The following is a 12652-nucleotide window of genomic DNA, read 5'->3' on the forward strand; positions in this document are numbered from 1 at the left end:
GCGGCGCGGCTCCCGCCCGGTTTCCCGGGTAGGAGCCGCTACGTAACGCGGATGTTACTTGGCCGCGGCCGTGATCAGATTGGCGAACAGGGCGTCCGCCAGCGCGTTCTTGCCCAGCTTCCCGAAGATATCGAACTGGCAGAAGATCGCCTTACCCTTGCCTAGCGGGACGGTGAGCAGATCCGCCCCCCAGCGCAGGCGGGACTTGCCGCTTTCGGGAACCAGGCTGATGCTGCCCGCGCCCACGGTCGAGTTCGGCAAAGCCTCCAGGCTCCAATACGGCATCACGTCGGCGTAGGTCTGATCGAGGATGCAATTCGAGGGCAGGTCCTTGAACTCGGGCCCGCTTAGCGCGTAATGGAAGCTGCCGAACTGGCTCCCCGAACTGCGGAATACCGTCAACTCGAAAGGCAGAACCTTCATGCCATTGAGAAGGCGCGCGTCCTCTTCGGATACGTTGCCCAGGATGATGGTGCCTCCCGCCAAGGCGCGCTCGAAGCGCTTGCGGATGGAGCCTTCCACCAAGGTGGAAAGGTCGGAAACCACCGAGATGGCGGCATCGGGCGTGGTGAAGCTGGCCACCGTATCGGGGAAGTTACCCAAGACGCTCACCTGCTTCAGCGGGATCTCCAACTTGGTTTCCGGGGGCACCAGGAATACTTCTTCGGTGCGCGCCATTTCCTTGTTGTTCTTGGAAAGGTTCAGATCGAAGGTGAAGCGGCCCTTCTCGAAGCCGACCGGGAACTTGAAGCGGCCCACCAGGTTCACGCCGGCCTTGGCTTTGCCGGGCAGGCTTTCCTGATGCCAGATGCGCCCGTTGGGGCCTTTTACGCGCAGCAGCAGGCCGTAGTCGCCGAGATGACCGTCGTTGACCATATGGATCTTGATGGCCGCCGAAGTGCCGATGTAAGGCGTGCGATCCTCGGCTTCCGCGATGACGTGGATGGGCCGATTGACCTTCCGCACGGTATCGAAGATGGCCTTGGGCTTGCGCTGCCAATCGACCAGGCCATCCATATGGATGCCGTAATCGCCCCAGGCATCCAGGATGAATCCGGAAACCTGCGGGTTGATGAGGAGCGCCTCGATTTGCTTGGACAAGCCCTGGCGGGCCACCGCCGAAGCCTCTTTCCAGAAGGTCTCCGCGTCCTTGAACAGGCCGAGCAGCTGTTTTTCCTTGAGCAGGTGGGCCAGCTCCTGGTTCAGCTTCTGGACGTCCTTGTATTCGGGATGGGAGGAGAACTTCTTGGACGCATCCAATTGCTCCTGCAAGCCTTCGGGAGATGACACTCCCAAGCCGTCCACCAGCACCTTGCCGTCGAGATCGTCCTTCAGGTAGTTGTACCGTTCCCAGAACGACTTGCTGCCGTGGATGCCATCGGTCACCGATTTGCCGTCCTTGGACGAGCAATAGCTGGCCAGCATGGAATAGGTCCGCAGGGAGACCGGGAAGCCGATCTTCAGGCGATGCGATTCGAACGGGCTGATGGCCGCCGCGATGGGCTCGTACACCTTGCCCAAATCGATTTTGCCCCCGCCCATGCTATCCATGTTCACCGAGCAAAGGTTGCTGAATACGGGACGGGTGGGATCCAGCTCCGCCGCGTAGCGCAGCAGCTTGTTGCCGTTCTCCAGCACCATGGAACCGTTCTCGGAACCAATCACCCAACCGAAAATGCTGGGATGGTATCCTTCTTGGTCGATCAAGGTCTGGATCTGCGACTTGAGGTTTTCCAACCCTTCTTTGCTGGACTTCTGGTTGAAACAGGTGGTCTCTTGCAGAACCAGCATCCCGATCTCATCGCAGATGTCCAACGCTTCCTTCGGCAAGGGCGCGCCGCCGGAGCGCAGGAGGTTGAAGCCACTCTCCTTGATGGAGGTGAGCTCCTTACGGAGATCGAAGTCGGGCGGAGGGGCGCCGTGCAAGAAAGGGAAGAACCAGGGATAGGTCACGCCCTTGATCTTGACCGGATGATGGTTGCGCTTGAAGGAGCCTTTTTCAACCTTGCCGCCCTCCAACTGCAGGGTAAGGCTGAAAATGCCGTTCTCTTTTTCGAGCTTCAGGCTTTTCTGGACGATGCCGGCTTCCCCGTCCGGGCTGGTGATCTCGAAGGTGAGATCGGCCTGGAAATTCTTGGGGTTCCAGAACTTGGCCTCGACGGTGACGCGGTCGGCTTCGAAGTCGGGGAAACAGTTGAGCGAGCGGATGCCGGCTTTGCCGACCATGTAGAGATTGACATCGCCCGTGATGCCGGCGAACGGGCCGCGATGGTACGGGCCGCCCAGGGCCAATTCCGATCCGGTGTATTCCCCGATCTTGCCCTGGCGATCGAGGACCTGCACGCGGATGACCAGGAAGTTGTTTTCCCCGATCTTCACCGCTTTGGAGCCATCCATCTCGAAAGGGTAATGCCCGCCCAGATGGGTCCCCAAATCCTCCCCGTTCAGCCAAACTTGCGCCTGATGCTGGATCGATCCGAAACGGATGAAGAAGCGCTTGGGCGACTCCTTCTTATCGACCTGGAATTCCTTGAAATAATACGCGATGTGGGCGTCTTCGTCGTTCGCCTCCAAGCCCCAGACATGGGGGAGGGCGACCTTCTTAACGCTGGCGGGTTTCTTCCGGTACCATTGATCGATGAGCCCCGCATCCACGGGGTCAAAGCTGAATTCCCAGGTCCCGTCCAGTTTAACGATGGTAGCCATAACCCTCCCGGCAAGGCGATTCCGAGCGCGTCCATCCCGAAAAGGCGGACGCGAACCAGGAATAAGGGTGAGGAAGATAGTAAAATCCCCCGGAATTGGCGCTATTAGGGCCTTCGCGGCCAAGCGCTTCGCGGTGGGCTCGGGGGGAATAACGCCGGGGTTACCTGCGCGCGATCGGCAGCTAGCGCGGCATAACCAGATTCAAATACCAAGCGAGGACGGGAGCGGCGAAGAAGGCCGCCAGGGCCGTCCCCACGCAGATGTACGGGCCGAAAGGGATATGCCGGCTTTCGTTGAGACGGCGCAGCCAAAGCATGGGAACGCCGACCAGGCATCCCAAAACCGAAGCGAAGATGAGCCCGAACAAGGCGGTTTTGATCCCGAACAGCGCCCCCGTCATAGCCACCAACTTAACGTCCCCCAATCCCATGGCTTCTTTTTTCAGGACGAGCGAGGCCGCGAATCCGATGAACCAAAGGAGGCCGCCGGCGCCGGCCGCCCCGATCAGGCTTTGCATCAGGCCGATGCCGCCGGGGAGAAAGCTTATTCCAAGGCCCAGAACGATGCCGGGATAGGTCAGCATGTCGGGGATGAGGAAGTGGCGGAAATCGATCACGAAGATGGGGATGGAGGCGAGCACCAGGTATGAGAATCCGATCCGGAAATCCAGGTCGGAGTCGGGAAGCGCATAGACGAAGAAGCCGGCCAGGGCGGCGGCCACCAGGCCCGTGAGGGCCTCGATGAGCGGGTACTGGGCGCTGATAGGGGCTCGACAGGATTTGCATTTGCCGCCCAGGAATATCCATGCGAACACCGGGATGTTCAGATAGGAGGGGATGCGGTATCCGCAACTTTGGCACTTGGAGGGCGGCCAAACCACCGATTCGCCGCGAGGCATGCGGTAAATGACGACGTTGAAGAATGAGCCGGCCATGAGACCGAAAATGCCCGCGAGGAGGATGAGGATGGGAGGGGGGAGAGGGACCAGCAGGTTTTCCATTCTTCGTCTGATTAGGGTTAAGGGTTAAGGGTTAAGGGTTAAGGGTTAAGGGTACGGAATGAGTTGAGTCGAACCTTATACCTTAAACCCTTTACCCTTTACCCTTTACCCTTTACCCTTTACCCTTTACCCTCGATTGTCCCACATCGAATGGCGCTGGTCAAATCGTATAGTCATCGTTGAACACCTTGGCCCCCTTCGGCACGGCGAAAGCGGTGTCCCCTTTACGTAGTCCCAGGGTTTGGAACTCGGCCTGGGGAAGTTCGACCTGGATTTCGGGACCGGTTACGGTGGCCAGGCTGACGCGCACGGAAAGGCCGATGGTGCGCACGTGGATCACCCGGCCCTCGATGGGGTTGGACCCTTCGCGTTCGCGATGCAAGGTGAGTTCATGCGGGCGGACGTATACGGAAGTGGCGCCGCTATCCGCCGGGGCTTGTCCCGGCCGAACCAGATCCAATTGGCCCATTCCGCCCCCATGTTCGATGCGGCTATGGAAGATGTTCACGTTCCCGAGGAAGTTCATCACGAAGCCGTTGGCGGGATGGTGGAAGATTTCCTCGGGGGAACCGATCTGCTCCACCCGTCCACGGTTCATGATCACCACGCGGTCGGCCACTTCGAAAGCCTCGTCCTGATCATGGGTCACGAACACGCTGGTCATCTTCAGCTCATCGTGAAGGTTGCGCAACCAGCGGCGCAGATCCTGACGCACCTGCGCATCCAAAGCGCCGAAGGGCTCGTCCAGCAGCATCACCCGCGGGCGCGCGGCCAACGCGCGGGCCAGCGCCACGCGCTGCTTTTGCCCGCCCGAAAGCTGAGAGGGAAAGCGCTTGCCGATCCCGCGCAATTGGATCAGGTCGAGCAATTCGTCCACGCGCCGCTCGATCTCCGCCTTGGGCCGCTTCTGGATCATGAGCGGGAACGCGATGTTCTCCGTCACCGTCATGTGCTTGAAAAGGGCGTAATGCTGGAAGACGAATCCCACCCCGCGATCGCGCACGTTGAGGCTGGCCGAATCGGTCTCGCCGAACAATACTTCGCCCTCGTCCGGCGTCTCCAGTCCCGCGATGATCCGGAGCAAGGTGGTTTTACCGCAGCCCGAGGGGCCCAGAAGAGCCACCAACTCGCCGTCCGGTACTTCCAAGGAAACCGAGTTCAGGGCCTGGGTGCCCTCGAACCGTTTGACCACGTTGCGGATGGAAATCTGCATAAATGGGGTTATCCTATCAAACCTACCGGAATAATAGGCAAGGCGCTTCCGACCGTCAATAGGGCTAGGCAAAGGCTCGGAAACAAAGCCCGGGGCGTAAGGGGAAGCGGGGTGGATTAACGGGTGCGGCGGCGATCCAACCAAGCCAAGGCTTCGGCTTCCAGATGCGCCCGCGGAAAATCCAAGGTGAGCACGTGGTTCCCATTATTGAACGCCACCAAGGCCTTGTCCTCGCTGCCCAGCTTTTCGATCAGCAATTGGCTGCCGCGGAAATCGCTCGTGCGGTCCCGGACGGAGTGGAACACCAGGGCGGGCGCTTTTATCAAAGGCAACGATTCCGGCAATGCCCGCGCGGCCACGACCACGCTCACCATCGAGGCCGAAGGCATGCCGCCGTAAGCGATATGCCCGGACCGTCCTTCGGGATCGAGGATGGGGCCGTCCTTGCCTTTGGCTAAGGTCGCGGGCAGGGGAACGCGGCCGATGAGCCATCGGTTGGGGAGTCCCAAGGTTTTCCCGGCGGGCAACAGGAAGGGCGCGATCAGCAACATGCCGGCGACCGGGAACTTGCGCGCCAGGTGGAGGGACAACAGGCCGCCCATGGAAAGCCCGCAGACGAAAACGCGCGCATGGCGCGATGCGAGGGCGGAATAGGCGGCTTCGCTGTCGGACAGGTATTCGGCGAAGCGCGTCGGGGCCAGGTCCGCGAGGTTGGTCCCGTGTCCCTTGAGCAGGGGCCCTTCGCACCGGAAACCCAGGGGGGCGATCCGTTCCGCCAGGAAACGCAATTCCCGCGGGGAAGAGGTCCATCCGTGCAAGAACAGGATCCCGTCCGGGCCTTCCCCGAACGCGAAGGGCTCGGCCCCCCGTATCACCCCGGTTACCGGCAAGGCCTAGCCTTTCCCGCTCGTCTTTTTCTTCCGCGGCGCCGCGCTCTTTTTCGCCGCGGCCCGCTTCGCCTTAGGGGACGCCCCGTTCGACTTCGCCGGGTTCGCGCTGGTATCGAGATGCCCGGTCACGTAGGCATAGGCCTCTTCCACGGTGGAGCAAATCTTGAACAGGCCCAGGTCCTGGGGGCTGACCATTCCCGTCTCGACCAGGGTGTCGAAATTGATCACCTTGGACCAGAAATCCGAACCGTAGAGCACGATCACCATCTTCTTGGTGATGCGCTCGGTTTGCACTAGGGTCAATACTTCCATCATTTCGTCCAAAGTGCCGAAGCCGCCGGGGAACATGATGATGGCCTTGGCCATGTACACGAACCAGAATTTGCGGACGAAGAAGTAATGGAATTCGAAATTGAGATGCGAGGAGATATACGGATTGGCGTGTTGCTCGAAAGGAAGATGGATGTTGAGGCCGATGGACGGGGCATGCGCCAGGTGGGCCCCCTTGTTGGCGGCCTCCATGATGCCCGGGCCGCCTCCCGAACAGATGGCGTAGGCGATCTCCTGGCTCTTGTTCCATTCTGACAGGCGCCGGGAAAGCTCGACCGCGTCTTCATAGTAGCGGGACATCTCCAGGTCCCGGCCGGCCTTGGCCAACTCTTCCGGCTTGGCCTTGGGATCTTGCTTCAGGCGGCGGAGCTTGGTCTGGGCGGCCCGGCGCGAGAGGATGCGGGCCGATCCGAAGAATACGATGGTGTCGTCGATCCCGAATTGCCGGAACCGGTATTCCGGCTCCAGGAATTCCGCCAGGATGCGGATGGCCCGGCCATCCTTGTTATGCAGGAATTCCTTATTCATGAAGGAAAAAGGGCTCAAGCCGTTCTTGCCCATAATGCGCGCGCCCGCCTTTTCGAATGTTGAGGTTGCTCCCCCTAGTTTCCAATTTTCCGCCTGTTTTTGCAACCCGGATCCGGAATCCATGCGCGCCGGCGGCCGACCGTGGTGGGGGAATGGACGCCTATGGTATCCTTTGCGCGTGCCGGCCCAATCCCCTGCGCGCGCCAGCGCGCGCTTCTTCGATCCCCTGTCGCGAAAGACGATGGAAGTCCTGCGCTGGCGCCTGCGCGGATTGCTTTCGGTCTGGCCCGCCCGGGCTCCGGCCGCGGCCGCGCCGGAGCTGCCGAAGGGCGCGCGCATCGCGTACCTTTTCGCGGGTACCTATGGCGATTTCGTCCAGGCCTTGCGGCCGTTGGCGCGCTTGGCCTCGGCCTATCCGCGCGCCGAAATCATCCTGTGCGGCGCCGATCGGTACGCGCGCGAGTTCGCTTCGGAATTGCCTCCCTCCCTGCGCATCTCCCGGGGAGGCGAGCCCTGGACCTGGGCCTTCGGCCGAGTCGATCTGCTCTTGACCAATTGCGTCGGGGTTTACCGGGTCGGCTTCGATTGGGCCGCGCGCTTATGCGCCCGGCGCGCATTCGGTTTCCGGCATGCCCATGAGGCCGGCCGCGGCGGTTACGCGGCCACCGTACCGTTGCTCCCCGACTTGCGGAGCTTCGCGGAGGAAAACCTGAAGGCCTTGGACATCGCCGGCGTCCCCGCCTCGCTGGAACCGCCGGGGGCTTTCGCGGGCGGGACGGACTCCAGGGCGAATCCGGGAGCGCGGAAGGAAGCCTGGGGCCGGGGCAAAATCCTTTTCCATATCGGCAGCGCCGGGCTGAAAAGCGATTTCGGCTTGCGCGATTATTCGCGATTGGTCCTGGCGATCCTGAACGCGTTGGAAGGCCGGCCCGTGGAAGTCATCATGGGACCGGGGGACGAGGACATCGCCCTCGAGGTCCGCAGCGGCACGGGGCATGTCCCGCAAATGTATCCTCTCGTCCGGCTCACGCGCATCCTGCGCACCTTCGAGGGTACCGTGCTCTGCTTCAACAGTTTCCCCGCCCACCTCTGCCATTACCTGGACAAGCCCGCGGTGGTCATCCACCGCGAAAGCGTGCCTTACGGATATGACTGCGCCCCGCTGCATCGGCAGGTGGCCCTGAAGCGCGCCAAGGATTGGGACTTGGGCGAAGTTTGGGCGGCTTTGGGCATCCCCTCCGCGGGCCCGCGTTCCGCGGCCGGTTGATCCTTCCGGCAGCTTTTTCCCGTCCCCGGAATTTATTTCCCAGGCAAATCCTTCCGCGGCCGCGCCCGTAATTGCCGTAACCCGGCGGTTTCCCCTGGCGCGTATGCCGCATCCGGAGCGGTTTGGCGGCCACGAACCTTTCCCGACGGTGGCACGCGCGTTGCTTCTTTCGCAACCGGAAGGAAAACCTCGCATGTTCCTCAAGGAAACCTTGTTCTCAAGGACCTCCATAGCGGCGGTGGCGAAATCGTTGGATGCCTGCGCCATGCGCGGCCGCGCCATCGCGGCCAACCTGGCCAACGTCACCACGCCGGGTTACCAACGTATCGAGGTCTCTTTCGAGGATCGTTTGAAGAAGGCCCTGGACGGTGCCGGCCTGCAAGGGACGGCCGATCAGACGGGGCACATGCCCATAGGCAAGCCCGATCTGGATCAGGTCCGGCCGATCGCGTATCGATCCCAGGATCCCACCCTGCCGGGCGAGATCAACAACGTGGACGTGGATGAGGAAGCCGCCAAGATGGCCGAAAACCAGATCCTGTTCAGCTACGGGGTGAAATTCATCCAGGAACGCAAGGGCGACATCTCGAGCGCCATTTCCGGGCAGCCGGGATAGCGGAGGGTAAAAGCGTATGGGAATGATCGATCTATTCTCGGGCCTCTCCATCAGCGCCAGCGCGCTGCGGGCGCAGCGGGTGCGGCAAAACGTCATCTCCAGCAATCTGGCCAACGCGGAAACCACGCGCACCAAGGAAGGCGGGCCTTACAAGCGGCAATTCGTCATCCTGCGCGAGAACAAGACGGAAACGGATCAACGATTCGTGTTCGGGTCGGACAAGATGCAAGGCTTCACCACCCATGACAACCATATCCCCATTCCCGCGCCGGGCATGCCCATCGACAAGGATCACGTGGGGAGCGGGGTGGAGGTGGCGTCCATCGAGCAGGATCAGACGCCTGCCAAGCTCGTGTATGATCCCAGCCACCCCGACGCCAACGCGCAGGGATACGTGGCCATGCCCAACGTGAACGTGGTGCAAGAGATGACGGACATGATTACGGCGACGCGATCCTATGAGGCGAGCGTGACGGCCATGAATTCGACCAAGTCCATGCTCATGAAGGCCCTGGAGATCTAATGGGCATCGCTGGCGTAGGCGGGAACGGGACCGGAGGCGGATCGCCTCTGGATCGGTTCCAACAGCTGCGCGATTCGGCGCAGAAGAAAATGGAAAGCGCGGATCGCCAATCCGGTTTGGCCGGGCTGATCCAGCGCAAGCAACAGCAATTGGGCACGGGCGCTTCGGCGCCCGAAGCGGCCCGGTCCCCGGCGGAGCGCATCCTGCCGGGCCCGGCCGCGCCGGGCATCGCAGGTGCCGCAGGTCAGGCCGCGAACGGGCCCGCCGCCGCGGATGCGGCCGCAAGGGCCGGATTGGCGGCCCCGCCTTCGGCGGCTTACGGACGATCGGGATCGGCGCGCCAACAGGACGCGGCGCCCCGGCTCGGGCAGTACGTGGACTTCAGGGCATAAGGGGGGGATATGGCTGACATGAATCCCATCTTCAACGTAGGGCCGAACAACGTCGAGCTCAATCCCGGCGGGCAGCAGCCCGTCATTAAGCCGAAGGAAGGCGGCGCCGATTTCGGCGCCATGTTCAAGGGCTTCCTGAAGGACGTCAACGAGATGCAGCAGAAGGCCGACCAGTCCATCCAGAAGATGGTAACGGGCGAGGTCAAGGACGTGCATCAGGTGATGCTGGCCGTGGGCGAAGCCAAGGTGGCCTTCAACCTGTTGCTGGAAATCCGCAACAAGACCATGGACGCCTACCAGGAAGTCATGAGGATGCGGGGATAAGACACGAGACAGGGGTCGGGCCTTAGAGATTAGGGTAAAGGGTAAAGGGTTCAGGAAAGCCAAGCATGCGCATAGACCTCCATCAATCTCCACCCTTTACCCTTTACCCTTTTTTCTTCGCTATCGACTCAATTACGCAACCCGTCCCTTTTCGTTCATCGGCAAGCAAACTGAAGACTTGAATTTTTTCTCCCGCATGAGGACATGAAATGTCAGAATACCTGAAGCAACTGATCATCCAGCTCCGCGCCATCTGGGACAAGCTGAGCGGGACCCAGAAGGTCATCCTGGTTTCCACGTCGGCGGTGGTCCTGGCGGGAATGATCACGGTGATCGCCTGGTCGGCGAACGGGAGTTCGGGAAGCGGCGGGAGCGACTCGGGCTATTCCACCCTCTTCATCAACCTGGAACCCGAGGACGCGGCCAAGGTAACCGATGCCTTGAAGGACATGAAGGTCCAATACAAGCTCGAGAACAACGGCCGGCAGGTGACGGTCCCCAAGGAGATGCTCTACGAGGCGCGCATGCAGATGGCGCGCTTAGGTCTGCCGCAAACCGGCGGCCAAGGCTACGAGATCTTCGACAAGATGCAGTTGGGCATGACCGACTTCGTGCAGAACCTGAATTACCGGCGCGCCTTGGAAGGCGAGTTGCAGCGGACCATCGAAAGCCTGCACGAGGTTGAGAAGGCCCGGGTGCACGTGACCATCCCGAAACCCTCCCTTTTCACCGAGAAAAAAGAGGAAGCGACGGCTTCGGTCATCCTCAAGTTGCGCCCCGGCGAAGAGATCGACGATCGCCAGGTCCGCGGCATCACCCATCTTATCGCCAGTTCGGTGGAGGGGCTCAAGGCCCGCCAGGTGACCGTGCTCGACATCCACGGCAATATGCTCACCAAAGGTTTCGCCGATAATAGCCTGGCCGAGCAAACCGACCATAACATGACGCTCCAGAACGCGGTGGAACGGGACCTTGAGCACAAGGTGGACGACATTTTCCAGGGCTTGCTGGGGCCGAACAAGACGCGCGTGAAGGTTTCCGCCGAACTGGATTTCGATCAGGTCAACAAGACGGTGGAATCGTACGACCCCAACACCAAGGTCATCCGTTCCCAGCAGCGGGACGAGGACGCCTCCAAAGGCTCGCCCCAGGCCGGCGCCGCCGATCAGAAGGAAGGCTCCATCACCAATTACGAATTCGACAAGACGGTCGCGCAGATCGTCGGCAGCCCGGGCGCGCGCAAGCGCATCACCGTATCGGTGGCGGTGGACGGGACCTATAAGCCGCCCGCGAAGGATGGCAACCGCGAATACGTTCCGCGCAGCCAGGAGGAGTTGGACAAGTTCACGGCCCTGGTCAAGAACGCCGTCGGCTACCAGCCCGGGAGCAAGGACGAAGTGTTCGTAACCAACCTCCGCTTCGATAACCAGTACATGCTCGAGGAGCAGGAGGAAATGAAGAAGGTCGAGAAGAAGGAATGGATGGAGATGGGCAAGAAATACGGCGTCCTGCTCCTCATCGTATTGTTCGCCCTATGGTTCTTCCGCGGGTTGGTGCAGAACCTCGCCGCAGCGATGAACCCGCCCATGCCCAAGTACGCCGGGCTGAACCTCGAGCCGGAGGATGAAAAGATCCCCCAAAACGTCCAAAAACAGAAGGACATATTGGAACGCGTGGAGTTCATGACGCGAACCGAACCCATCAACATCGCCAACCTCATCAAAACGTGGCTCCACGAGGAGAAAATACGGGACAATGGGGATAAGAAAAAGGCCGCGGCGGAGAAGGGCTAAGGGGCATGGCGGAAGCGAAAACCAAGTCGAAAGACGCGAAAGACGAGGCGCCCGCTAACGGGGGCCTGGCCACCATCGGAGGGCCCACCAAGGCGGCCGTCATGATGGTGACCCTGGGCGCGGAGGCGTGCGCGCAGATCTTCAAGAGCCTCGATGAAGAGGACGTGGAGATCCTGACCGCGGAGATCGCCCGCCTGGAGGGCATCACCCCGGAGACGCGCGAGAAGGTTCTGGAGGAATTCCACCAGATGGCCGTCGCGCAGAAGTACATCCTGCAGGGCGGCGTGGATTACGCGCGGCAGGCCCTGGAGGCGGCCATGGGCGCGCGTCGCGCCAAGGAGATCCTGGAAAAGGTGCAGAGCTCCATCCGCACCACGGGATTCAGCCTGCTACAGGACGTGGATCCGGCCCAATTGGTGAACTTCATCCAGAAGGAGCATCCGCAAACCATCGCGCTGCTCTTGGCCCATATGGACGCCTCCATGTCGGCGCCCATCCTTTCGGCCCTGCCGCAGGAGTTGCAGGTCGACGTGACCACGCGCCTGGCTACCATGCAATCGGTTTCGCCCGACGTGCTTTCCCAGGTCGAAGAGGTCCTGGCCACGCAGATGAAGAGCCTGTTCGGAGGCAACGTTTCGGAAGTGGGCGGCGTGAAGTTCGTCGCCGAGATGCTGAACCAGGTCGACCGCGGCGCGGAGAAGAACATCCTGGGCAACCTGGAGCGGGAGAACCCCGAATTGGCCACCGAGATCAAGAACCTGATGTTCGTGTTCGAGGACATCATGCTGCTAGACGACAAGGGCATCCAGCGCATGCTGAAGGAAGTGGACACCAAGGAATTGGCTTTGGCGCTCAAGGGCGCCAGCGATACCGTGGGCGACAAGTTCTTCAAGAACATGTCCAGCCGCGCCTCCGAGATGATGAAGGAAGACATGTCGTTCATGGGCCCCGTGCGCGTGAAGGACGTGGAAGCCGCGCAGCAGCGCATCGTGGACATCGTGCGGCGCCTGGAAGACGACGGGGAGATCATCATCTCCGGCCGCGGCGGCGACGACGAGATCGTGGTGTAA

At 61.3% G+C, this 12652-nt stretch carries 12 protein-coding genes; 7 read left to right on the forward strand and 5 right to left on the reverse strand.

The features are described from left to right. Positions 1 to 54 precede the first annotated feature (54 nt). The 5 genes from JF616_08290 to JF616_08310 form a co-directional block, all read right to left on the reverse strand. Positions 55 to 2706, reverse strand: coding sequence for a hypothetical protein (locus JF616_08290; protein MBW8887741.1), 2652 nt, complete (start codon positions 2704 to 2706; stop codon positions 55 to 57). Positions 2707 to 2887: 181 nt separating this feature from the next. Further along, complete coding sequence (locus JF616_08295; protein ID MBW8887742.1) at positions 2888 to 3706, reverse strand: prepilin peptidase; 819 nt, start codon at positions 3704 to 3706, stop codon at positions 2888 to 2890. Between the two features lie 160 nt (positions 3707 to 3866). Beyond that, on the reverse strand, positions 3867 to 4919 hold the full coding sequence (locus JF616_08300; GenBank protein MBW8887743.1) for a sulfate/molybdate ABC transporter ATP-binding protein: 1053 nt from the start codon (positions 4917 to 4919) through the stop codon (positions 3867 to 3869). 116 nt (positions 4920 to 5035) lie between these two features. Then, complete coding sequence (locus JF616_08305) at positions 5036 to 5809, reverse strand: alpha/beta fold hydrolase (protein ID MBW8887744.1); 774 nt, start codon at positions 5807 to 5809, stop codon at positions 5036 to 5038. A 3-nt stretch (positions 5810 to 5812) separates the two neighbouring features. After that, positions 5813 to 6700: an LOG family protein gene (locus tag JF616_08310; GenBank protein ID MBW8887745.1), complete on the reverse strand. Its 888-nt coding sequence runs from the start codon at positions 6698 to 6700 to the stop codon at positions 5813 to 5815. Between the two features lie 88 nt (positions 6701 to 6788). Here JF616_08310 and JF616_08315 point away from each other — a divergent pair, with 88 nt between their 5' ends. The 7 genes from JF616_08315 to fliG all read left to right on the forward strand — a co-directional run bounded on the left by JF616_08315 (position 6789) and on the right by fliG (position 12652). Further along, entirely contained in the window at positions 6789 to 7934 is a 1146-nt protein-coding gene (locus JF616_08315) for a hypothetical protein (GenBank protein ID MBW8887746.1), read from the forward strand. Positions 7935 to 8127: 193 nt separating this feature from the next. Then, positions 8128 to 8550: a flagellar basal body rod protein FlgB gene (gene flgB, locus JF616_08320; protein ID MBW8887747.1), complete on the forward strand. Its 423-nt coding sequence runs from the start codon at positions 8128 to 8130 to the stop codon at positions 8548 to 8550. Between the two features lie 25 nt (positions 8551 to 8575). Continuing rightward, on the forward strand, positions 8576 to 9073 hold the full coding sequence (flgC, locus tag JF616_08325) for a flagellar basal body rod protein FlgC (GenBank protein MBW8887748.1): 498 nt from the start codon (positions 8576 to 8578) through the stop codon (positions 9071 to 9073). Beyond that, positions 9073 to 9465, forward strand: coding sequence for a hypothetical protein (locus tag JF616_08330; protein MBW8887749.1), 393 nt, complete (start codon positions 9073 to 9075; stop codon positions 9463 to 9465). Before flgC ends, JF616_08330 begins: the two co-directional genes overlap by 1 nt. Positions 9466 to 9474: 9 nt before the next feature. Next, the gene (gene fliE, locus JF616_08335) at positions 9475 to 9789 is read left to right on the forward strand and encodes a flagellar hook-basal body complex protein FliE (GenBank protein ID MBW8887750.1); all 315 of its coding nucleotides are present in this window, start codon (positions 9475 to 9477) and stop codon (positions 9787 to 9789) included. A 209-nt stretch (positions 9790 to 9998) separates the two neighbouring features. Then, positions 9999 to 11582 carry a flagellar M-ring protein FliF gene (gene fliF, locus JF616_08340; GenBank protein MBW8887751.1) on the forward strand — a complete coding sequence of 528 codons (1584 nt, stop codon included), beginning with the start codon at positions 9999 to 10001 and terminating at the stop codon, positions 11580 to 11582. Positions 11583 to 11587: 5 nt separating this feature from the next. Next, positions 11588 to 12652, forward strand: a complete 1065-nt coding sequence (gene fliG / locus JF616_08345; GenBank protein ID MBW8887752.1) for a flagellar motor switch protein FliG — start codon at positions 11588 to 11590, stop codon at positions 12650 to 12652.

This window comes from Fibrobacterota bacterium (genome assembly GCA_019509785.1).
GTDB lineage: Bacteria > Fibrobacterota > Fibrobacteria > UBA11236 > UBA11236 > Chersky-265.